Genomic DNA, 20,908 nt, shown 5'->3' on the forward strand with positions numbered 1-20,908 from the left:
TGCATATCCGCCAGAGCGTCAAACACTGCCCAGCTTTTTGTTTTATTCATTAATCAATCATAAATCCATCGCAAAATGGTTATTTATTCAAATGAAAAACATGAGTATTGAGGAGGGGTGAGCATAAAACACTGCATATCCAAGCATTCATCCTCCCATGTAAATAGCCAAAAAACCGCCATCTTTGTCTGTATTGAAACCATCAATCAATCAATTTAACTGCAAAGCAATCGGTTACCAGTGATATTTACTGGTTATTAAACTTGCATCTTGATAACAAGCTTGTCATAAATAGCGGCAGATCAAGCTGAAAGGAATCGTAATGAGTAAGTTGTATGTCGGCTCGGAAGTCGGTCAATTACGACGCGTTTTGCTAAACCGTCCAGAAAGAGCCCTAACCCACCTCACCCCATCTAACTGTCATGAGCTATTGTTCGATGACGTACTGGCAGTTGAAGCGGCCGGCGAAGAGCACGATGCTTTTGCAAGCACATTGCGCAGCCAAGACGTCGAGGTTTTGTTGCTTCATGACTTGCTAGTAGAAACCCTCGCAGTAGACGATGCCAGAACCTGGCTACTCGATACGCAAATCTCTGATTTTCGCTACGGACCTATTTTTGCCAGCGAGCTGCGTCAATATTTAGCGCAAATGGACAACGAGCATTTAGCGACTGTGCTGCTTGGTGGACTTGCCTACTCTGAGCTGCCAATCAAAACACCTTCGATATTGCAAAAGATGAGCAGGCCGCTCGACTTTGTCATCGAGCCTTTACCAAACCATCTCTTCACTCGTGATACCTCTTGCTGGGTGTATGGTGGCGTCTCGTTAAACCCGATGATGAAGGCGGCTCGTCAACGCGAAACCAATCACCTTCGAGCTATCTACCGCTGGCATCCTACATTTGCAGGACAAGATTTCATCAAATACTTTGGTGATGAAGACCTCCATTACGACAACGCCAACATTGAAGGCGGAGACGTACTCGTCATTGGTAAAGGGGCGGTGCTGATCGGTATCTCTGAGCGTACTACACCGCAAGGCGTGGAAAATTTGGCAGCCAGTTTGTTCAAATCAGGGCAAGCAAGCCAAGTCATTGCCATCGACCTACCTAAGCATCGCTCATGCATGCACCTAGATACAGTCATGACCCACATGGATGTCGACACCTTCTCAGTCTATCCAGAAATCATCAATGACAAGCTCGATACTTGGCGTTTAACCCCATCGAATAACGGTCAAATGCAAGTTGAGAAGCTACCAAACTATCTCAAAGCACTCGAAAGCGCACTGGATGTCGATCAGCTTAAGATCATAACCACCGGCGGCGATAACTACGAAGCCGAGCGAGAGCAATGGAACGACGCCAACAATGTGCTGACAGTTAAACCTGGCGTTGTCATTGGCTATGAACGCAACGTTTACACCAATGAGAAATACGACAAAGCCGGCATTCAAGTGTTGACCATTCCAGGGAACGAACTTGGTCGTGGTCGTGGCGGTGCTCGCTGTATGAGTTGTCCAATAGAACGTGATGGCATTTAAACATAACTATTTACAAAAGCCCCAAATAAGGGGCTTTTTTTGCGCTTAAACAAAATAATTATTCACAAAATAAGAATTTGTATGTATAAATAGAATCAACAATTAACACAGAGGTACGGACCATGGCTTACAACATACGGAACAGGAACTTTCTCAAGCTTCTCGACTTCACACCAAAAGAAATTCAGTTTTTGCTCGATATGTCCAAAGAGCTCAAATCGGCAAAATACGCTGGCACAGAACAGAAAAACTTGGTTGGCAAAAACATTGCGCTTATCTTCGAAAAAGCATCGACCCGTACCCGATGTGCTTTTGAGGTAGCAGCCTTTGATCAAGGTGCACAAGTTTCTTATATCGGCCCTTCTGGCTCGCAAATTGGTCACAAGGAATCGATGAAAGATACAGCGCGTGTGTTAGGCCGTATGTACGATGGCATTGAGTATCGCGGCTTTGGTCAGGCGATTGTCGAGGAATTAGGTGCACATGCCGGCGTTCCTGTATGGAACGGTCTTACCGATGAGTTCCACCCAACTCAAATCCTAGCTGACTTCCTAACCATGCTTGAGCACGGCAAAGGCAAACAGCTGCACCAAATCAAGTTTGCTTACTTAGGTGACGCGCGCAATAACATGGGCAATTCACTTATGGTAGGCGCAGCCAAAATGGGCATGGACATTCGCTTGGTGGCACCAAAAGCATTTTGGCCAGAACAGAGCTTAGTCGATGAATGTCAGACCATTGCGCACACAACGGGCGCGACCATCACCCTAACTGAGGATGTACAAGCCGGCGTTAAAGATTGTGACTTCCTATATACCGACGTTTGGGTATCGATGGGCGAATCTGCCGAGGCATGGGAAGAGCGAATCGCTCTAATGAAACCTTATCAAGTTAATATGGCGATGATCGAAGCAACAGGGAATAAAAACGTGAAATTTATGCACTGTTTGCCCGCTTTCCACGATGACCAGACGACTATAGGCAAAGAAATTGCGGATAAATATGGACTCAACGGCCTTGAAGTGACCAATGATGTGTTTGAGTCTGAATATTCAATCGTTTTTGATGAAGCTGAGAACCGTATGCATACTATCAAAGCGGTCATGGTGGCCACTTTAGGCAGCTAACAAAGTTGGCAATAATTGACGCTAAATGTTTGATGTAATCGCTTGCGCTCGCAAATTTTGGGCGTATAATTCTCGGCAATTTGTCTGGGGAACGATTAATGGCGCAAGCGAGTTTGACATCACTACACACTCTCGATAAGCAATTTGCTTATCACGCACCGTTATTATTTCCTATCGAATTCTAAGCCTCCCAATATGGGGGGCCTTTTTATGGTCGTTAATCTCTAATTCACTTAGAGAAAGTATCTGGTCTGGTTGTAACTATAGGGAAGATAAACATGGCGAATACGCTCTATCAAAAGCACATTATCTCGATTCCGGAACTGTCACGTGAGGAGCTAGAACTCATTGTGAAAACCGCGGGTCATCTAAAATCCAACCCTCAACCTGAGTTAATCAAGAATAAAGTCGTGGCAAGCTGCTTCTTCGAGCCATCGACACGTACCCGACTTTCTTTCGAAACGGCTATCCAACGCATCGGCGGTGATGTGATTGGTTTTGACAGTGGCGGTAACACTTCGCTGGCGAAAAAAGGCGAGACACTGGCAGACTCTGTACAGGTCATCTCTTCATACGTTGATGCCTTCGTCATGCGCCATCCACAAGAAGGCGCAGCGCGTCTAGCTTCTGAGTTCTCTAACGGCGTGCCGGTTATCAATGCTGGAGACGGTGCAAACCAGCACCCAACACAAACCCTGCTTGACCTGTACTCTATTTATGAGACGCAAGGTCGTTTAGATGATATCAACGTTGCATTTGTGGGCGACCTAAAATACGGCCGCACGGTTCACTCATTGACCCAAGCGCTGGCGAAATTCGATAACGTACGCTTCTTCTTCATCGCACCAGAGGCGCTAGCGATGCCAGATTACATCTGTGAAGAGCTAGAAGAAGCCGGCATTCAATTTAGCCTGCACACAGACATCGACAGCGTTGTACCTGAACTTGATGTCCTTTACATGACACGTGTACAGAAAGAGCGTTTTGACGAATCTGAGTACGCGCACATTAAGTCGGCGTATATCCTGTCTGCAGAGACACTGAAAGATGCACGCGACAATCTTAAAGTCCTACACCCACTGCCTCGTGTGGATGAAATCACCGTAGACGTTGATAAAACGCCTTACGCGTATTACTTCCAACAAGCAGAAAACGGTGTGTACGCTCGTGAAGCATTGCTTGCCCTTGTTCTTAACGAAGCACTTTAAGGAGAGATTGTCATGGCTAAAGAAACCCAATTGCAAGTTGAAGCGATCAAAAACGGCACCGTTATTGACCACATCCCAGCAAACATTGGCATCAAAGTGCTGAAACTGTTTGCGATGGATGAATCAAAGCAGCGCGTGACTATCGGCCTGAACTTGCCGTCATCAGCACTAGGCAGCAAAGATCTGCTAAAGATTGAAAACGTGTTTATCACGGAAGAGCAAGCGAACAAGCTAGCACTGTACGCACCACATGCCACAGTGAACCAGATTGAAAACTACGAAGTGTGCAAAAAGCTGGCGTTAGAGCTACCAGAAACCATCACCGGTGTTTTTGAATGTCCGAACAGCAACTGCATTACGCACAACGAGCCAGTAGACAGCAGCTTCAAGGTATTCGAAAAGCACGAAGACATCCGTTTGAAGTGTAAATATTGCGAAAAAGTTTACTCTCGCGAGATCGTGACTGAGCGCTAGAATTAATCACAAGTCAATAGTCATTCAAGCCTACAATATTTCTCATTGTTGTAGGCTTGATTTTTATTTGTCCTAGAGGCAGTCTTAAGCTCTTACTAATCCCATCATAATGGATACAACGATGACAAAAGTACTTCATACAGAGTCTGCACCAGCAGCAATTGGCCCTTACGTTCAAGGTGTTGATCTAGGCAACATGGTACTGACTTCAGGCCAAATTCCAGTGAACCCTCAAACAGGTGAAGTGTCAGAAGACATTTCTGAGCAAGCACGTCAGTCTCTAGACAACGTGAAAGCTGTAGTTGAAGCATCTGGCCTGACTGTTTCAGACATCGTAAAAATGACGGTATTCGTTAAAGACCTTAACGACTTTGGTACTGTGAACGAGGTGTACGGCAAGTTCTTCGATGAGCACAATGTAGCGAATTACCCAGCACGCTCTTGTGTTGAAGTTGCGCGTCTTCCAAAAGATGTGAAAATTGAAATTGAAGCGATCGCGGTTCGCAAATAATCGCTTCGGTTGAAGAGAAAAAGGGTTGCCATTGGCAACCCTTTTTTAGTTATTTCTTCGCGTTAAGCTCGGCGACTTCGGCGTCTAGCTCAGCGAGCTTCTCTATCATTTGTTCGCGACAAACATTCGCCAGTTTGCGCACATCTTCTTTGCCGTAGCCTTCAATAGAGATAGGTGGCAACATCTCAACGATGATATGACCATTATCCCACTTATTCAGCTTTAAATGGCTTGTGCTACTGCATACGATAGGAATGATTGGCACCTCTGCGCCAATAGCTGCGTGGAAAGCGCCTGTCTTGAACGGAAGCATACCGCGACCGCGAGAGCGCGTTCCTTCAGGAAACATCCATACAGATAGATTGCTCTTTTTTATGCTATCCACAACTTGATCGATCGTGCCTTTCGCTTTGCTGCGATTGGCACGGTCAATCAAAATATTACCCGTTAGGTAGTACAGCTGACCGAAAAGCGGCATCCACAATAAGCTCTTCTTACCTACCGTCACCACGTTCGGCGTCACCGCTGAAGAAACTGTGAACAAATCCCAGTTATTCTGGTGGTTGGCAATATAGATGTGCTGGCCACGTTTGTACGCGTCTTCTGGAAGGCGCAGATCGAGCTTCACGCCAAGGATCTTCGACATAGCGCCAAAGTAGCGGCCAAAGGTAAACACATGTTTTGGATTTCTTGGGCTGAGCAGGCAATAGCCACAGCCAAATACAAACATCACAACGGCGAAAATAGCCACTGCAATGCAGCGAAGTAAAGCAACCATTTTGTTCTCCGACAATGGCTTCAAAAAAAAGCCGAAACCCTTGGATTTCGGCTAATTGAATCTTAAATGTTGTTATTCATCGCCCGCGACACGGGTAATGTTGGCACCCAGCGCTGACAATTTGTCTTCAATGCGCTCATAGCCGCGATCGATGTGATAGATGCGGTCAACAATGGTCTCGCCTTGTGCAATACAACCTGCAATAACCAAACTCGCTGAAGCACGAAGGTCGGTTGCCATCACTTGAGCACCGCTCAGTGATTCCACATCACCACAGATAACCGTGTTACCTTCAATTTCCGCTTTTGCCCCCATACGCATTAGCTCAGGCACATGCATAAAGCGATTTTCGAAGATAGTTTCCGTGATCACGCCGCCGCCTTTCGCCATCATATTCAATAGCGTAAACTGCGCTTGCATGTCCGTTGGGAAGCCAGGGTGAGGCGCAGTGCGAATCGATACAGCTTTGAGCTCACGACCCGTCATATCCAATGAGATCCAATCATCGCCAGTCTCAACGTTAGCACCCGCTTCTTCAAGCTTAGCCAGTACCGCCTCAAGCAGATGTGCACTGGTATTGCGGCAAACCACTTTACCGCCAGATACTGCTGCAGCGACCAAGAAGGTACCCGTTTCGATACGGTCTGCAACCACGGTGTGCTTACCACCAGAAAGACGCTCAACACCTTCGATAGTGATGGTATCTGTACCCGCGCCAGTCACTTTGGCACCAAGCTTATTCAGGAAGTCTGCGGTATCAACAATCTCAGGCTCGCGCGCTGCGTTATCAAGCACGGTCGTACCTTCAGCAAGCGTTGCAGCACACATGACTGTGATGGTTGCGCCAACACTGACTTTATCCATCACGATATGCGCGCCTTTTAGGCGACCATCGACTTCCGCTTTCACATAACCATCTTCAAGCGTGATGGTCGCGCCTAGCTGCTCTAGACCGTGAATATGAAGGTCCACTGGGCGGGCACCAATCGCACAACCGCCAGGCAGTGATACTTGACCTTTACCAAAGCGAGCGACAAGCGGGCCAAGAGCCCAAATAGATGCACGCATGGTTTTCACCAAGTCATAAGGTGCACATAGCTCATTGATTTCGCTACCATCAACGTGAACAGAACCGTTACGATGCACTTTAGCACCTAGGCGGCTCAGTAGCTTCATCGTCGTATCAATATCGCGAAGATGAGGGACGTTGGCGACTTCAACCGGCTCTTCAGCCAGAATAGAAGCAAATAAAATTGGCAGTGCTGCGTTCTTAGCACCAGAGATCGACACTTCGCCACTCAGCGGCGTGTTCGATCCAATAACTCGAAACTTATCCATTAATAAACCTTAAAGAGACATCAGCTTTTTATCACGAGCCCACTCTTCTGGAGTATAGGCTTTAATTGATACTGCGTGGATGTCATTACGCTGAATGTATTCCATCAGCGGAGCGTAAATCGTCTGCTGTTTTTTAACTCGGCTCATGCCTTCAAATTGAGCATCTACCGCGATGACTTCATAGTGGCTACCTTCGCCTTTGACGATAAGCTCTTCTAGGTTCAACGCGCTTTGTAATAGTTCCTGTACTTTTGTGCTATCCACAAGATACTCCTAAATGTGTTTCTCTATGACTGATTCAACGTTGTATAGCTGAAACAGTATGTTCAGCTCATCGGGCACGAAGCTGAGCATTATATGACACTTTCGATTTTTTGCATGCTCTAATAAGTGGATTAACATCACCAATCCGGCAGAATCGAAGCGCTCGACCTGTTCTAACGTCAAATTCATCTCTGGCTGAGTGAAGTTAATGCGTTGAACATCACGCCAAAGTGCCGGCACAGTATCGCGGCTTATATTACCCACCAGTGCCAAGCTTGTGTCAGTACGCTGTTCTAATTTTGCTTCCATTACTTCCCGCTGCCCTCAAAACGGATTGGCGCTTTCGCCAACTGTTCAAGCTCATCAGCAACCGAAAGGATGCCCTCTTGACGGATCTTGGTGTTCCATTCCGATTGCTTACTGGAGAGCAGACTGATGCCTTCGGCAATCATATCAAACGCTTTCCATTCACCGGTTTTCTTATCCTTACGGAGTTTGAACTCAAGATTAATGTTCGGTCGCGGCGAGTCCATGATGGTCACTTTTACGCCGATAATAGACGTCTTGTCGTCGATTTTGGGTTCAGGACCAAATTTCACCTCCTGACCAGTATATTGCGTCAGTACTTGTGCGTAAGAGGTAGCCAAATAAGCTCGAAAGGCATTGATGAACTCCATCACGTCTTCACGTTTAGCCCCTTTTAAATTGGGGCCCAGTAGTTTGAGTGCCGCATAGCGATAATTCACATGTGGCATCAGTTCTTCTTCTACAACCACTTTCAAGTGTTCAGGATCGCCCTTGATGGTGTCCTGCTCCGCACTAAGGCGCGAGAAAGCTTGATCCGAGACCTTGATAATCATGTCATAAGGCTTGGTCGCATCAATTGTATCTGCCATTGCATTGGCTGAGAGCAATATTGCCACTATCAGCGCCGAACACATTTCAAACCATCGCTTCAACATCCCTTACTCCTTGCTGCTCTCATCAGAACCACCGATGCTATACAGCACTTGGCCAATCATATCTTCTAGCACCAATGCCGATTTCGTGTCTTCGATTCGGTCACCATCCGCTAAGTAGCCTTCATCATCAAAAACAAAGCCTGGTACCAGTCCAATATACTGCTCGCCTATCAATCCCGAGGTCAGTACTTGTGCACTAGAGGTGTCCGGAAACTGATAGTCACTGCTGATCGCCAAACTCACGACCGGTAGAAATGACTCTTTGTCGAGATGGATATCGCTCACTCGTCCAATGACCACGCCGCCCACTTTGACTGGGGAGCGCACCTTTAGACTGCCAATATTGTCGAATCGGGCTTCTAGAGTATAAGTATCACCAGAGCCTAGACTCTTGACGTCAGCAACCTGAAGAATCATAAACAAGATTGCGCTAAGGCCTAACAACACAAAACTGCCTACCCACAATTCCAACTTTCTTGTCTGTTGCATTAAGAGTTCCTTTAATTATTGTTTTAAGCTTAGTTGCCAAACATCAAGGCAGTAAGAACAAAATCTAATCCGAGTACCGCGAGCGAAGAATGCACAACAGTACGTGTCGTGGCTTGGCTAATACCCTCGGAAGTTGGGATGGCATCATAACCGTTAAATAAAGCAATCCAAGTTACGGTAATCGCAAACACCACACATTTGATCGTACTGTTACCAATATCGCGGCCTAACTCCACCGAAGATTGCATTGCTGACCAGAAACTACCATGATCGATACCTTTCCAGTCCACACCCACTAACTGTGCCCCCCAAATACCTATCGACATAAAAATCATCGCCAATAGAGGCATGGAGATGACCCCCGCCCAAAAGCGCGGCGCCACAACACGTTTTATCGGATCAACAGCCATCATTTCTAAACTAGATAGCTGCTCAGTGGCTTTCATCAAGCCGATTTCAGCAGTAAGCGCAGAGCCTGCGCGCCCGGCAAAAAGCAGCGCTGTGACCACAGGACCAAGCTCTCGAAGTAGCGATAGCGCCACCATTTGCCCCAGGCTACCTTCCGCGCCGTAATCCACCAGCACCACATAACCTTGCAGGCTAAGAACCATGCCAATGAATAGTCCAGAGACTAAAATGATCGCCAGAGACTGCACTCCGACGTTATAAAGCTGTTTAATTAGCAATGGGAAATGCTTTTTCGGCTGCGGACGAGATAACACCACACCCAGCAACATAAACGTCGCCCGACCCCATGCATAACCCACAGAAAGCGCGCGCTGACCGACTTTTTGAACCCACAACGAAAGCGATGCCATATTAAAATAGCTCCTGTTCTAACGGAGAGGCAGGAAAGCGAAATGGCACCGGACCATCGGCTTCGCCTTTGAGGAATTGTTGTATTTGAGGAGCTGGGTTATTGCGCAGTTCATCTGGCGTCCCTTTGGCAACAATTTTGCCATTTGCCAGCAAGTAGACCCAATCAGCAATCGACATCACCTCAGGCACATCATGGGACACGACGACAGAAGTGACATTTAGTGCGTTATTGAGCTTACGGATAAGCTCTACTAGCACCCCCATGGTAATGGGATCTTGGCCGACAAACGGCTCATCATAGAGAATCAACTCGGGATCAAGGGCAATGGCTCTTGCTAATGCAGCGCGTCGTGCCATACCGCCTGAGAGTTCGCTCGGCATCAACTCTGCCGCGCCTCTTAGTCCAACCGCTTCGAGTTTCAGCAGCACAAGCGTGCGGATCATAGATTCATCTAATTCGGTGTGCTCACGCAGTGGAAATGCCACGTTGTCAAACACTGTCAAATCAGTAAACAGTGCGCCCGATTGGAACAGCATGCTCATTTTTTTGCGAACTTGATAAAGACGTTTACGAGACAACGTTGGAATATTGTCGCCATCAAACCACACCTCTCCTTGGTCAGGCATCAACTGCCCACCAATCAAGCGTAGTAGTGTCGTTTTACCAATTCCCGAAGGTCCCATTATGGCGGTCACTTTACCTTTTGGCACATGCAATTCTATGTCATCAAAGATAACTCGTGAACCACGTGAAAAAGATAATCCGCTAATAGAAACCAAGTCATTGTTTGACATAGACTTCCTTATCTCGAATTCCAAGCTTCATAACCTTTCATGATAATGATACCTGGCCGTAATTAAAACCCTAACATTCACTCAGTTGTATAAACAATTCAACATAATACTCCAGATGAATAAGCCATTCCCTGTTTTGAGCTTCCTAGCTTCGTTCAACAAACTATCAGCTTGCTGATAGTAAAGGTACGTAATTAACAGTGTTATCGGTATTTTATTTATTGATTGGCTTCCATTTTGGATGACAAAGCGTCAAAATTAGCCGCCAATTGTCTCAGAAAAAAAAAGTGGAATTAAACATGCTCGAAGCCGTGGTGTTTCTGATTATTGGACTGGTTTTTCTCGTATGGAGTGCGGATAAACTGGTATTTGGTGCTGCCGCGTTGGCACGCAACGTAGGTATCTCACCACTGGTGATTGGCATGACCATTCTTGCGATGGGCTCTTCTGCCCCAGAAATGATGGTATCTGCCACCGCAGCGCTAGAAGGAAAAACAGACACCGCTGTAGGTAACGTACTCGGTTCCAACATTGCTAACATCGCACTCATCCTCGGCATTACCGCGATGATCAAGCCACTTTCTATCTCATCAGCCGTTCTGAGACGTGAACTCCCGCTGATGATCGCGGTCACACTGATTGCAGGTCTTATTCTTTGGGATAGTCACCTTGGTTTCGTTGAAGGTGTCATCCTGTTCGCTTTATTTGCTGCCTTCATCCTAGCCATGCTACGTATTAGCAAGGCTGAAAAAGAAAGCGGAAACACCGATGCCTTACTAGACGATCAAGAATCTGAAGTACCGGAAGGCGTCAGTAATGCCAAAGCCGCGATGTGGGTAGTCATTGGTTTGATTGTGCTTCCCCTAGCGGCGGATCGTTTGGTCGACAGCGCGGTTGTTATCGCTCAGTACTTTGGGATGAGCGATCTGGTGATAGGTCTAACTATCATCGCAATAGGTACCAGTTTACCTGAACTTGCCGCCTCTCTTGCCGGCGTGCTCAAAGGGGAAGATGATATGGCCGTAGGCAATATCATCGGCTCCAACGTATTCAACATCCTTGCCGTTATGGGTATCCCAGGCGTCCTTAATCCATCGCTTTTGAGTGAACATGCGATGGGTCGAGATTTCTGGGTAATGCTAGGGCTATCTTTGCTCCTTGTCGTTATGGCTCTTGGCAAGTCGAAAAGTATTAATCGCATCGAAGGGGGCATTTTGTTTGTGCTCTTCTTAGGTTATCAAGTGTATCTATTTGCCAACATGGCGGCTTAGGAGCAATTGTATGTCTGAATTTGATTTCATTGGCAGTGCCAAACGTGTTCTAAATACCGAAGTTCAAGCGTTAATGCATATTGAGCGCTACTTTGACGGACATTTTGAAGCGGTATGCCAAGCCATTTTGAATCATCAAGGTAAAGTTATCGTGATGGGAATTGGCAAATCTGGGCATATTGGTAAGAAAATCGCTGCAACTCTTGCAAGCACAGGTACGTCGGCGTTTTTTGTGCACCCAGGTGAAGCGGCCCATGGCGATCTAGGCATGGTAGAAGCTCGCGATCTAGTGATTGCGATTTCAAACTCAGGCGAAGCGCATGAAATCATCAGTCTGTTCCCTGTTTTCAAACGCTTGGGGATTACTACCGTCAGCATGACCGGTAAGCCAGAATCGACAATGGGTAAGCTTTCCGATTACCATTTACAAATCACGGTACCTAAAGAAGCTTGTCCATTAGAGCTTGCTCCTACGTCGAGCTCGACAGCGACACTGGTGATGGGTGATGCTCTGGCCATGGCGCTGCTTGAAGCTCGCGGTTTTAGCGAGGAAGATTTTGCCCTCTCTCATCCAGGTGGCGCACTAGGTCGCAAGCTACTTCTGAAACTAAGCGATATCATGCACACTGGTGATGCACTTCCGATGGTCAGCCCGAACACTTTAATTCGTGAGGCTCTACTCGAGATCTCCAATAAAGGGCTTGGTATGACGACCATTGTCGACGACAAGCAAACCCTGCTTGGTATTTTCACCGATGGAGATCTACGCCGTATTCTCGATCGACGCGTGGATATTCACGAGACGACCATTGGCGAAGTCATGATCACGACGCCAACCACGGCAACGCCAAACATGTTGGCGGCAGAAGGACTAAACTTGATGCAATCGAAGAAAATTAGTGGTCTAGTTCTACTGGAACAAAACAAAGTAGTCGGTGCATTAAACATGCATGATTTGCTCAAAGCAGGAGTAGTGTAATGTCTGAGTGCGTTGAAACACTTTATGGCCCAATCCGTAAAGGGACGGTAGAAAAAGCCGCGGCCATTGAGCTATTAATCTGCGACGTTGACGGCGTGTTTTCTGACGGCCTTATATACATGGGCAACGATGGTGAGGAGCTAAAGACGTTCCATACTCGTGATGGCTATGGTGTCAAAGCATTAATGAGTGCCGGAGTACAAGTGGCCATCATTACTGGACGTAGCTCAAAGATTGTAGAGAACCGTATGAAAGCCCTTGGCATCACATTGATTTACCAAGGTCAAGATGACAAAGTAGTCGCTTACCAAGACATTTGCGACAAGCTAGGCATTGTCCCACAGCATACCGCTTACATCGGCGATGACTTGATCGACTGGCCTGTTATGGCGCAAGTTGGCCTCGGTATTTGTGTGGCTGATGGTCATCCACTATTAGCAAAAAAAGCAGACCACGTAACAACGATTCGTGGTGGACATGGCGCGGTTAGGGAAATCTGTGATCTGATCCTAGAATCAAAGGGAGAACTTGAGCTTCACAAGGGTCTAAGTATATGAGTTTATCTCGTATTCTTTACAGTTTACTTGCCATTGTTATCGCAGGTAGTGCTTACTACCTGTACAGCAAGGATGATAAAAATGTCATCCAAATTGAGCCGGACATTGAACTGCCGGCGTTTAGCGGTACCAACTTACACAATATCTCCTACAGCGATACGGGAATCCGCAGTTATAGCATCACCTCTGCGCATCTAGAGCACTTCTCGAAACGAGGAGAAACCGTATTCCAACAACCCATTGTGCGTATTTTTGCCAACGGTGAAATCCAAGAGTGGGAGATCTCTGCAGAAACAGCAGTATTGGATAAGGAAGAAGTGTTAACGCTTCATGATAATGTGGTTGCCCGAAACTTGCTCCCTGAGTCAGGGTTTGACACGCTATCGACGCAAACCATGAGTATCAAGCTCGAAAATCGCGATTTTTGGGCCGACAACAAAGTGATCATGCTTGGTCCACAATTTGAAACGCAAGGTGATGCAATGAAAGGAAACTTTGCTAATCATCTCGCGGAACTTTACAACAAAGTGAATAGTAAATATGAAACTCTCGCACCTTAGTCTCAGCCTGTGTCTGCTATTGCCAACCGCCGCACTGGCATTGTCGACCGATACTGAACAACCGGTATACATTGACTCAGACACCCAGCAGCTCGATATGAAGAGCAACAAAGTGACATTTGCGGGCGATGTGAAGTTAAAGCAAGGCAGTATCAACATTAATGCTGACAAAATCGTCGTGACCCGCGAACCGCAGACGGGAACCATAGAAGTGATCCAAGGATTTGGTGATCTGGCAACCTTTTCGCAGTTAACTGACGATGGTAAAACCTTGTATGGCGAAGCCAAAGAGCTTCACTACTCACTAAAAGATGATCAGCTAACGATGAAAAAGCAAGCAATGTTGTCGCAAGATGACAGTGTGATCCGTGGTACCACGATCAAATACCGAATTTCATCTCAAAAGCTGGTTGCTGACGGTAACGCCAACGAACGCGTTTCTACCGTGTTGCAGCCACAACAAGTTCAAGAGAAGTAGAGTCCAATATGGCGTTACTGAAAGCTTCGCATTTGGCGAAAAGCTACAAAAACCGCAAAGTAGTCTCTGACGTAAGCCTATCGGTCGAATCTGGTCAGATTGTCGGACTACTCGGCCCAAATGGCGCAGGTAAAACAACCTCGTTCTACATGATCGTTGGTCTGGTAGCGCGTGATGAAGGTAGCATCACCATCGATGGCAATGACATCAGTATTCTACCTATGCACAGCCGCGCCAAAATGGGCATCGGTTATCTGCCTCAAGAAGCTTCGATCTTCCGTAAGCTCAGTGTTGAACACAACATCATGGCGGTACTGGAAACGCGCAACGAACTGACTCAAGAAGAAAGACAGGACAGACTCGAAGATTTGCTCGACGAGTTTAATATCCAGCATATTCGTAAAAGCGCAGGTATGGCGCTCTCTGGCGGTGAGCGTAGACGCGTAGAAATCGCTAGAGCACTGGCTGCAAACCCGCAGTTTATCCTGCTTGATGAACCCTTTGCTGGGGTTGACCCAATTTCTGTAATTGATATAAAGAAAATCATCGAACACTTACGCGACAGAGGGTTAGGTGTACTCATCACCGACCACAACGTGCGCGAAACGCTAGATGTCTGCGAAAAAGCCTACATCGTGAGTCAAGGTCACTTGATCGCGGAGGGAAGTCCTGAAGATGTTCTCAATAATGAACACGTAAAGCAGGTTTATCTCGGTGAACAATTCAGACTATGATTTAATAGGCATGGATACAATATTAATAATAGGCTCATAACACTGCATGAAACCCTCATTACAACTCAAGCTAGGTCAACAGTTAGCAATGACGCCACAGCTGCAGCAAGCAATTCGCTTACTGCAATTGTCGACGCTTGATTTGCAACAAGAGATCCAAGAAGCGCTGGACTCAAACCCACTTCTCGACGTTGAAGAATCTGCCGAAGAGGTAAGCAATGACGACAAGCCCACTGCTGAGAACAAAGATGAGAGCCCAACTGCAGAAATAATCAGTGAGCCTGAGCTTAAGGACAGCTCTGATCAAATTGAAAAATCAGAGATCTCCAACGAGCTAGAAATGGATACCACGTGGGACGATGTCTACAGCGCTAACACTGGTAATACCGGCATTGCCGTCGACGATGACATGCCCATTTATCAGGGTGAAACCACTCAGTCACTACAAGACTACTTGGTGTGGCAACTCGATTTAACCCCCTTTACGGAAACCGATCGCGCCATTGCTCTAGCCATCATTGATGCTGTAGACGACTACGGCTACCTGACACTCTCTTGCGAAGAAATTTTAGAAAGTGTCGATATTGAAGACGTTGAGCTCGATGAAGTCGAGGCTGTACGCAAACGCATTCAGCAATTTGACCCTCTAGGCATTGCATCTCTCAACCTTCAAGACTGCTTACTGCTACAACTTGCGACCTTCCCTGAAGATACGCCATGGCTTGCCGAGGCCAAGTTAGTCCTTACTCACCATATTGACCAGTTAGGTAACCGTGACTACAAGTTGGTGATTAAAGAGACCAAACTTAAAGAAGCGGAACTACGTGAAGTCATGAAGCTGATTCAGCAACTTGACCCACGCCCTGGCAGTAAGATCACCCCAGATGAAACCGAATATGTAGTGCCTGATGTATCGGTGTTCAAAGACCGTGGTAAATGGGTAGTGCAGATCAACCCAGATAGTGTGCCTAGGCTAAAGGTCAATCAGCAGTATGCTCAGCTAGGTACCGGCAACAGTGCAGACAGCCAATACATTCGCTCTAACCTTCAAGAAGCGAAATGGCTAATCAAAAGCCTCGAAAGCCGGAATGAAACCCTATTAAAAGTGGCTAAGTGTATTGTGGAACATCAGCATGATTTCTTCGAATATGGCGAAGAAGCGATGAAGCCAATGGTGCTAAACGACGTTGCACTCGCGGTCGACATGCATGAATCCACCATCTCGCGTGTGACAACACAAAAGTATATGCATACACCACGCGGCATCTTCGAGCTCAAATATTTCTTCTCAAGCCATGTGTCGACCGACAATGGTGGAGAATGCTCGTCAACCGCTATACGTGCCCTAATCAAGAAGCTTGTTGCTGTGGAAAACCCAGCCAAGCCATTGAGCGATAGTAAAATCGCAGCTCAACTCGCTGACCAAGGAATTCAGGTCGCTAGGCGAACCATAGCGAAATACCGTGAATCGTTGGGCATCGCCCCATCCAGTCAGCGTAAACGCCTACTCTAAGGTCATTAACTAAGAAGGAAAGTCTATGCAAATTCAAATTACAGGCCACCATGTTGATCTCACTGAGTCAATGCAAGACTACGTTCACAGTAAATTTCAGAAGCTCGAGCGCTTTTTTGAGCATATAAACAACATTCATGTAGTTTTAAAAGTTGAAAAATTAGACCAGATCGCCGAAGCTACGCTCCACGTAAATCAAGCTGAAATTCACGCAGCCTCCAATGATGAGAGTATGTACGCTGCAATTGACTCGTTAGTAGACAAACTGACCAGACAACTGAATAAGCACAAAGAAAAGTTAAGTAATCACTAACATGCAAATAAGTGAAGTATTGACACTGGACTGCACCAAAAGTGCAGTCCCTTGTACGAGCAAAAAGCGCGCGCTTGAGATCATTAGCGAAATCGCCGCGCAGCATACTGGAAAGAACTCAACAGAACTGTTCGAGTGCATGCTGAGCCGAGAAAAAGTCGGCAGCACAGGTATCGGCAATGGTATCGCCATCCCGCACGCTCGTATGCAAGATAGCGACAGAGCCGTAGCGGTATTGCTTCAATGTCAAGATGCCGTCGACTTTGATGCTATCGATAATCGCCCTGTCGATCTCATGTTTGCTCTGCTTGTGCCAGATGCACAATGTAAAGAGCATCTAAAAACACTCTCTTGCATGGCAGAGCGTCTTAACGACAAGGCGGTTCTAAAGCAACTTCGTAATGCTCAAAGCGATCAAGAGCTTTACGACATTATTGTTAGTCACTGATCAAGGAAACCAGCAGACATGCGTTTGGTTGTGGTAAGTGGACACTCAGGGGCTGGCAAAAGCGTCGCCTTGCGAGTCTTAGAAGACTCTGGCTACTACTGCGTCGACAATCTTCCCGTCGACCTTCTCGGCCCATTTGTTGATTCAAGCCAAGACACACAGCAAAGTGTCGCAGTGAGTATCGACATTAGAAACCTACCTAAAAATCTTGCTCAGCTATCACTGACTTTGGATCAGCTTTCGCTAAAGCATGACGTCAAGCTGCTGTTTCTTGATGCCAGCAAGTCTGTGCTGCTTACTCGCTATAGTGAAACGCGACGTATTCACCCACTGTCGCAGCGTGAAGACAAACTTTCTCTTGAGCAAGCGATCGATTTAGAGCACACACTGCTCGCACCGATCAAAGAACAAGCCGATTTCGTCATCGACTCTAGCGAACAGTCTATTCATGACCTGAGTGAAACCATTCGCTTTCAGATTGAAGGACAAGAGAAGAAAGATCTAGTAATGGTATTTCAGTCCTTCGGGTTTAAATACGGTATGCCAAATGACGCGGACTACGTGTTTGATGTGCGCTTTTTACCTAACCCGCACTGGCAACCAGAACTTCGTCCAATGACCGGCTTAGATGCGCCTATCAAATCATTTCTAGAATCCTACCCAGATGTGATTGAACTCAGACAGCAGATCCAAGGCTTTGTCGAGCGCTGGCTTCCGTTACTCGAAAAGAACAATCGCAGTTATTTGACCGTGGCAATCGGCTGTACCGGTGGCAAACACCGCTCAGTGTACATTACACAGCAAATTGGAGAGTACTTTGAGCAGCTCGGCCATAAGGTTAAAATCCGTCACGCTTCACTCGAAAAACACCAATAGGAACATCAATGTCTCACTCACGCACTGTGCTTATTCTTAATCGTCTTGGTCTACACGCCCGCGCAGCGGTCAAACTGGTTGAGTTAGCGCAGAGCTTTGATGCAACAGTGACCATCTGTAACCACGAACAGAAAGAAGCCACAGCTGATAGCGTGATGGGATTATTGATGCTTGAATCAGCGCAAGGTGAGAACATCACCATCAAAGCAACAGGTTCTCAGGCTGAAGCAGCACTCAATGCCGTCTGTGATTTGGTCGAACACCGGTTCGACGAAGACGAGTAACCTCCTTCCCTGGCCTACTCCAGACAAAAAACTTTCTCGCCATTGATAACTTGTTATTAATTAACAAGCAGAATTAGGCTACTATTCAGTACATTAACAAGCAGTTGAGTGTAGGGGGCATCCATGGCAGAGCAAATAGAATTCGATCAAGCTCACCAAACCCTCCAAGAAGTCACAGAAGCGCTGGAAAACGGCCGCTTCGTATTCGTTCGTAGACAACTTCAGGACATGGAGCCTGAAGATATTGCCCATCTTTTAGAGGCCTCACCACGCAAAAGCCGTGAGGTATTGTGGCAGCTGACTGACCCTGAAGATTACGGCGAAATCCTCGATGAACTTAACGAGGATGTTAAAGATGCCTTAGTCTCGAAAATGGCGCCAGAGAAGCTTGCTGAAGCGACCGAAGGCATGGACACCGATGATGTGGCTTATGTCCTTCGTAGCCTTCCTGACGATGTTTCCCGTGAAGTCCTATCGCAAATGGACACGGCAGATCGCTTGCGCGTCGAGACCGCCCTTTCTTATCCTGAGGATACCGCCGGCGGTATCATGAATACCGACGTTATCACCATTCGTGGTGATGTTGATGTCGATGTAGTTCTACGTTATCTGCGCATGAAAGGCGAGCTACCAGAGGCTACCGATGCGCTCTATGTTATTGATGAAGAAGATATGCTGATTGGTCACCTTTCTCTGACCACTTTGTTAACTACTCAACCCGATATCAAAGTCAGTGACGTAATGGATGACGCCGATGAAGCTATCCATGTTGAAACCAGCGATTCCGATGTCGCCTCATTATTTGAACGCCGTGACTGGGTATCCGCACCGGTAGTGGATAGTGACCACCACCTTGTCGGTCGCATTACCATCGATGACGTAGTCGACATTATTCGTGAAGACGCTGAACACTCCATGATGAGCATGGCGGGGATGGACGATGACGAAGACACATTCGCTCCAGTGGTAAAATCCGCTAGACGACGCAGTGTTTGGCTTGGCGCTAATGTACTGGCTGCGCTTGCCGCTGCTTCGGTGTCCAACATGTTTGAGGCTACTCTTGAGCAAATGGCCGCCATCGCAGTATTGATGACCATAGTGCCATCTATGGGTGGTGTCGCTGGTAACCAAACAGTGGCACTGGTGATCCGCGGCTTAGCATTGGGTCACATTGGCGAAAGTAACCGTAGAGAGTTACTCTTAAAAGAAGCAGCGATAGGTTTTCTTAACGGGATCCTTTGGGCGTTGATCATAGGTGGTATCGTCGTTGCATGGAAAGGTGATTGGATGCTTGGCGGCATTATTTCAGCTGCGATGATGACAAACTTACTTGTTGCTGGTGTCGCAGGGGTAACTATCCCTATTCTACTCAAGAAGATGAACATCGACCCAGCACTAGCCGGAGGTATGGCACTGACGACCATCACCGATGTCGTTGGCCTCTCGGTATTCTTAGGTCTCGCCACTATCATGATTGCATAAAAAAGAAGGCTCCATCGGAGCCTTCTTTTTTATCTATAACTTTCTTCTTAACAACAGCAATGCAATGGTGAGGAACACTAGGCTCGGCCCCAGAGCACCAAACAGCGGTGACATGCCATACACCAAACTCACCGGACCAAAGAACTCACTAGAAATATAGAAGGTAAAACCCGCTATTACACCCGATAAGATCCGCGCACCCATAGTCACACTGCGCAGTGGACCGAAGACGAAAGAGAGCGCCATCAACATCATTACAGCCACCGATATAGGCTGCGTTGCCTTACGCCAAAAGGCCAGTTCATAGCGTGACGCATCTTGCTCAGAGTCTTTTAGGTATTGGGTGTAATCCCAAAGTCCACTCAACGGCAGCTCATTTAGATCAACCGTCACAATCGCTAACTTGTCAGGCACTAGCGATGTTTGCCACTCTTGGCTATCGATGGTCTCTTTACTCAGTACGACGCTGTCAGACATGTCCGTCACCTGAATGTCGTGCATCTGCCAACTGTTATTACCCAGATAGTCTGCGCGATCGGCGTATATTGTTGTCACCAAGTGCTTATCAGTATCGAAGCGCCACAGATTCAAGCCATAAATAGATTCGCCATCAACCTTAGAAATAAATATAAAGTCATTGGCATCGCGCGCCCAAACCCCATTTCGCACTGAGACAATACTGCCCCCAGTAATAGACTGCATCCTTAGATCACGAGCCATTTGCTGGGTGGTAGGAGCACCCCACTCTCCAAGCGCCATCACCGCGAGCATTAAAGGTACTGCGGTCTTTAGCACCGAAAAGCCGATGCGCATTTTGGAAATGCCCGCTGCCTGCATGACCACAAGCTCAGAGCTACTGGCCAACATACCAAGACCAATAAGCGAGCCAAGCAGCGCAGCCATGGAGAAGAACAGCTCCACATCACGTGGCATACCTAGCAGTACAAAGTACATGGCCGCCAGCATGTCATAGCTACCTTCACCAACAGAGCGCAGCTGCTCGACAAACTTGATCACCGCCGACAAACCAACAAACACCGACAGTACCAACAAGATAGTGGTAATAATGGTTCTGCCAACATAGACATCTAAAATTCGAAACACG

26 protein-coding genes are annotated in these 20,908 nt (G+C 47.0%); 17 read left to right on the top strand and 9 right to left on the bottom strand.

What is annotated here, in order from left to right; genetic code table 11:
* Positions 1 to 322: 322 nt before the first annotated feature.
* The 5 genes from arcA (at position 323) to PG915_RS14740 (ending at position 4,863) form a co-directional block, all read left to right on the top strand.
* Positions 323 to 1,543, top strand: a complete 1,221-nt coding sequence (gene arcA, locus PG915_RS14720) for an arginine deiminase (RefSeq protein ID WP_353497191.1) — start codon at positions 323 to 325, stop codon at positions 1,541 to 1,543.
* A gap of 122 nt (positions 1,544 to 1,665) precedes the next feature.
* Entirely contained in the window at positions 1,666 to 2,670 is a 1,005-nt protein-coding gene (argF, locus tag PG915_RS14725) for an ornithine carbamoyltransferase (RefSeq protein WP_353497192.1), read from the top strand.
* Positions 2,671 to 2,948: 278 nt separating this feature from the next.
* Positions 2,949 to 3,878, top strand: a complete 930-nt coding sequence (gene pyrB / locus PG915_RS14730; protein ID WP_353497193.1) for an aspartate carbamoyltransferase — start codon at positions 2,949 to 2,951, stop codon at positions 3,876 to 3,878.
* Positions 3,879 to 3,890: 12 nt separating this feature from the next.
* A complete protein-coding gene (gene pyrI / locus PG915_RS14735; RefSeq protein ID WP_112463130.1) occupies positions 3,891 to 4,352 on the top strand; it encodes an aspartate carbamoyltransferase regulatory subunit in 462 nt (153 codons plus the stop codon).
* Between the two features lie 121 nt (positions 4,353 to 4,473).
* Positions 4,474 to 4,863, top strand: a complete 390-nt coding sequence (locus PG915_RS14740; RefSeq protein WP_353497194.1) for a RidA family protein — start codon at positions 4,474 to 4,476, stop codon at positions 4,861 to 4,863.
* A 49-nt stretch (positions 4,864 to 4,912) separates the two neighbouring features.
* Here PG915_RS14740 and PG915_RS14745 read toward each other — a convergent pair whose 3' ends face one another.
* The 8 genes from PG915_RS14745 to mlaF form a co-directional block, all read right to left on the bottom strand.
* A complete protein-coding gene (locus PG915_RS14745; RefSeq protein WP_353497195.1) occupies positions 4,913 to 5,641 on the bottom strand; it encodes a 1-acylglycerol-3-phosphate O-acyltransferase in 729 nt (242 codons plus the stop codon).
* Between the two features lie 72 nt (positions 5,642 to 5,713).
* Entirely contained in the window at positions 5,714 to 6,979 is a 1,266-nt protein-coding gene (gene murA, locus PG915_RS14750) for a UDP-N-acetylglucosamine 1-carboxyvinyltransferase (RefSeq protein ID WP_353497196.1), read from the bottom strand.
* Between the two features lie 9 nt (positions 6,980 to 6,988).
* The gene (gene ibaG / locus PG915_RS14755; RefSeq protein ID WP_353497197.1) at positions 6,989 to 7,243 is read right to left on the bottom strand and encodes a BolA family iron metabolism protein IbaG; all 255 of its coding nucleotides are present in this window, start codon (positions 7,241 to 7,243) and stop codon (positions 6,989 to 6,991) included.
* A gap of 9 nt (positions 7,244 to 7,252) precedes the next feature.
* The gene (locus PG915_RS14760; protein WP_353497198.1) at positions 7,253 to 7,552 is read right to left on the bottom strand and encodes an STAS domain-containing protein; all 300 of its coding nucleotides are present in this window, start codon (positions 7,550 to 7,552) and stop codon (positions 7,253 to 7,255) included.
* On the bottom strand, positions 7,552 to 8,184 hold the full coding sequence (locus tag PG915_RS14765) for a phospholipid-binding protein MlaC (RefSeq protein WP_353498734.1): 633 nt from the start codon (positions 8,182 to 8,184) through the stop codon (positions 7,552 to 7,554). The genes PG915_RS14760 and PG915_RS14765 overlap by 1 nt, the downstream gene beginning before the upstream one ends.
* 24 nt (positions 8,185 to 8,208) lie before the next feature.
* Positions 8,209 to 8,694, bottom strand: coding sequence for an outer membrane lipid asymmetry maintenance protein MlaD (gene mlaD / locus PG915_RS14770; RefSeq protein WP_353497199.1), 486 nt, complete (start codon positions 8,692 to 8,694; stop codon positions 8,209 to 8,211).
* Between the two features lie 29 nt (positions 8,695 to 8,723).
* Positions 8,724 to 9,512, bottom strand: coding sequence for a lipid asymmetry maintenance ABC transporter permease subunit MlaE (gene mlaE, locus PG915_RS14775; protein WP_353497200.1), 789 nt, complete (start codon positions 9,510 to 9,512; stop codon positions 8,724 to 8,726).
* 1 nt (position 9,513) lies between these two features.
* Positions 9,514 to 10,308 (bottom strand): phospholipid ABC transporter ATP-binding protein MlaF, encoded by a 795-nt coding sequence (gene mlaF / locus PG915_RS14780; RefSeq protein ID WP_353497201.1) that lies wholly within the window; start codon positions 10,306 to 10,308, stop codon positions 9,514 to 9,516.
* 299 nt (positions 10,309 to 10,607) lie between these two features.
* On the opposite strand from mlaF, the gene PG915_RS14785 reads away from it, so the two are divergent.
* From PG915_RS14785 to mgtE, 12 genes are all read left to right on the top strand, one after another.
* The gene (locus tag PG915_RS14785; RefSeq protein WP_353497202.1) at positions 10,608 to 11,579 is read left to right on the top strand and encodes a calcium/sodium antiporter; all 972 of its coding nucleotides are present in this window, start codon (positions 10,608 to 10,610) and stop codon (positions 11,577 to 11,579) included.
* Positions 11,580 to 11,589: 10 nt separating this feature from the next.
* Entirely contained in the window at positions 11,590 to 12,558 is a 969-nt protein-coding gene (locus tag PG915_RS14790) for a KpsF/GutQ family sugar-phosphate isomerase (RefSeq protein WP_353497203.1), read from the top strand.
* Positions 12,558 to 13,115: a 3-deoxy-manno-octulosonate-8-phosphatase KdsC gene (kdsC, locus tag PG915_RS14795; protein WP_353497204.1), complete on the top strand. Its 558-nt coding sequence runs from the start codon at positions 12,558 to 12,560 to the stop codon at positions 13,113 to 13,115. The genes PG915_RS14790 and kdsC overlap by 1 nt, the downstream gene beginning before the upstream one ends.
* Positions 13,112 to 13,675, top strand: a complete 564-nt coding sequence (lptC, locus tag PG915_RS14800) for an LPS export ABC transporter periplasmic protein LptC (RefSeq protein ID WP_353497205.1) — start codon at positions 13,112 to 13,114, stop codon at positions 13,673 to 13,675. Before kdsC ends, lptC begins: the two co-directional genes overlap by 4 nt.
* Positions 13,656 to 14,153: a lipopolysaccharide transport periplasmic protein LptA gene (gene lptA / locus PG915_RS14805; protein WP_112478596.1), complete on the top strand. Its 498-nt coding sequence runs from the start codon at positions 13,656 to 13,658 to the stop codon at positions 14,151 to 14,153. Before lptC ends, lptA begins: the two co-directional genes overlap by 20 nt.
* Before the next feature lie 8 nt (positions 14,154 to 14,161).
* Positions 14,162 to 14,887 carry an LPS export ABC transporter ATP-binding protein gene (lptB, locus tag PG915_RS14810; protein WP_112478597.1) on the top strand — a complete coding sequence of 242 codons (726 nt, stop codon included), beginning with the start codon at positions 14,162 to 14,164 and terminating at the stop codon, positions 14,885 to 14,887.
* A 46-nt stretch (positions 14,888 to 14,933) separates the two neighbouring features.
* Entirely contained in the window at positions 14,934 to 16,400 is a 1,467-nt protein-coding gene (locus tag PG915_RS14815; RefSeq protein ID WP_353497206.1) for an RNA polymerase factor sigma-54, read from the top strand.
* Between the two features lie 25 nt (positions 16,401 to 16,425).
* Positions 16,426 to 16,713: a ribosome hibernation promoting factor gene (gene hpf, locus PG915_RS14820; protein WP_353497207.1), complete on the top strand. Its 288-nt coding sequence runs from the start codon at positions 16,426 to 16,428 to the stop codon at positions 16,711 to 16,713.
* Between the two features lies 1 nt (position 16,714).
* On the top strand, positions 16,715 to 17,161 hold the full coding sequence (gene ptsN, locus PG915_RS14825; protein ID WP_353497208.1) for a PTS IIA-like nitrogen regulatory protein PtsN: 447 nt from the start codon (positions 16,715 to 16,717) through the stop codon (positions 17,159 to 17,161).
* Positions 17,162 to 17,179: 18 nt separating this feature from the next.
* On the top strand, positions 17,180 to 18,037 hold the full coding sequence (gene rapZ, locus PG915_RS14830; protein WP_353497209.1) for an RNase adapter RapZ: 858 nt from the start codon (positions 17,180 to 17,182) through the stop codon (positions 18,035 to 18,037).
* Positions 18,038 to 18,045: 8 nt separating this feature from the next.
* On the top strand, positions 18,046 to 18,321 hold the full coding sequence (locus tag PG915_RS14835) for an HPr family phosphocarrier protein (RefSeq protein ID WP_112478598.1): 276 nt from the start codon (positions 18,046 to 18,048) through the stop codon (positions 18,319 to 18,321).
* Between the two features lie 123 nt (positions 18,322 to 18,444).
* Positions 18,445 to 19,803 (top strand): magnesium transporter, encoded by a 1,359-nt coding sequence (gene mgtE, locus PG915_RS14840; protein WP_353497210.1) that lies wholly within the window; start codon positions 18,445 to 18,447, stop codon positions 19,801 to 19,803.
* A 33-nt stretch (positions 19,804 to 19,836) separates the two neighbouring features.
* Here the strand turns inward: mgtE and lptG are convergent, their stop codons facing one another.
* Complete coding sequence (lptG, locus tag PG915_RS14845) at positions 19,837 to 20,907, bottom strand: LPS export ABC transporter permease LptG (RefSeq protein WP_353497211.1); 1,071 nt, start codon at positions 20,905 to 20,907, stop codon at positions 19,837 to 19,839.
* Position 20,908: the final 1 nt, after the last annotated feature.

It is taken from the genome of Vibrio sp. CB1-14 (assembly GCF_040412085.2).
In the GTDB taxonomy this organism is placed as follows: domain Bacteria; phylum Pseudomonadota; class Gammaproteobacteria; order Enterobacterales; family Vibrionaceae; genus Vibrio; species Vibrio chaetopteri.

Coding starts and splice junctions, on each gene's coding strand:
- PG915_RS14745 (WP_353497195.1), bottom strand. CDS start 5,641: ATGGTTGCTTTACTTCGCTGCATTGCAGTGGCTATTTTCGCCGTTGTG.
- pyrB (WP_353497193.1), top strand. CDS start 2,949: ATGGCGAATACGCTCTATCAAAAGCACATTATCTCGATTCCGGAACTG.
- mgtE (WP_353497210.1), top strand. CDS start 18,445: ATGGCAGAGCAAATAGAATTCGATCAAGCTCACCAAACCCTCCAAGAA.
- PG915_RS14785 (WP_353497202.1), top strand. CDS start 10,608: ATGCTCGAAGCCGTGGTGTTTCTGATTATTGGACTGGTTTTTCTCGTA.
- lptB (WP_112478597.1), top strand. CDS start 14,162: ATGGCGTTACTGAAAGCTTCGCATTTGGCGAAAAGCTACAAAAACCGC.
- PG915_RS14760 (WP_353497198.1), bottom strand. CDS start 7,552: ATGGAAGCAAAATTAGAACAGCGTACTGACACAAGCTTGGCACTGGTG.
- pyrI (WP_112463130.1), top strand. CDS start 3,891: ATGGCTAAAGAAACCCAATTGCAAGTTGAAGCGATCAAAAACGGCACC.
- PG915_RS14765 (WP_353498734.1), bottom strand. CDS start 8,184: ATGTGTTCGGCGCTGATAGTGGCAATATTGCTCTCAGCCAATGCAATG.
- ptsN (WP_353497208.1), top strand. CDS start 16,715: ATGCAAATAAGTGAAGTATTGACACTGGACTGCACCAAAAGTGCAGTC.
- arcA (WP_353497191.1), top strand. CDS start 323: ATGAGTAAGTTGTATGTCGGCTCGGAAGTCGGTCAATTACGACGCGTT.
- PG915_RS14815 (WP_353497206.1), top strand. CDS start 14,934: ATGAAACCCTCATTACAACTCAAGCTAGGTCAACAGTTAGCAATGACG.
- rapZ (WP_353497209.1), top strand. CDS start 17,180: ATGCGTTTGGTTGTGGTAAGTGGACACTCAGGGGCTGGCAAAAGCGTC.
- mlaE (WP_353497200.1), bottom strand. CDS start 9,512: ATGGCATCGCTTTCGTTGTGGGTTCAAAAAGTCGGTCAGCGCGCGCTT.
- lptC (WP_353497205.1), top strand. CDS start 13,112: ATGAGTTTATCTCGTATTCTTTACAGTTTACTTGCCATTGTTATCGCA.
- PG915_RS14835 (WP_112478598.1), top strand. CDS start 18,046: ATGTCTCACTCACGCACTGTGCTTATTCTTAATCGTCTTGGTCTACAC.
- argF (WP_353497192.1), top strand. CDS start 1,666: ATGGCTTACAACATACGGAACAGGAACTTTCTCAAGCTTCTCGACTTC.
- mlaF (WP_353497201.1), bottom strand. CDS start 10,308: ATGTCAAACAATGACTTGGTTTCTATTAGCGGATTATCTTTTTCACGT.
- kdsC (WP_353497204.1), top strand. CDS start 12,558: ATGTCTGAGTGCGTTGAAACACTTTATGGCCCAATCCGTAAAGGGACG.
- PG915_RS14740 (WP_353497194.1), top strand. CDS start 4,474: ATGACAAAAGTACTTCATACAGAGTCTGCACCAGCAGCAATTGGCCCT.
- mlaD (WP_353497199.1), bottom strand. CDS start 8,694: ATGCAACAGACAAGAAAGTTGGAATTGTGGGTAGGCAGTTTTGTGTTG.
- hpf (WP_353497207.1), top strand. CDS start 16,426: ATGCAAATTCAAATTACAGGCCACCATGTTGATCTCACTGAGTCAATG.
- lptA (WP_112478596.1), top strand. CDS start 13,656: ATGAAACTCTCGCACCTTAGTCTCAGCCTGTGTCTGCTATTGCCAACC.
- PG915_RS14790 (WP_353497203.1), top strand. CDS start 11,590: ATGTCTGAATTTGATTTCATTGGCAGTGCCAAACGTGTTCTAAATACC.
- murA (WP_353497196.1), bottom strand. CDS start 6,979: ATGGATAAGTTTCGAGTTATTGGATCGAACACGCCGCTGAGTGGCGAA.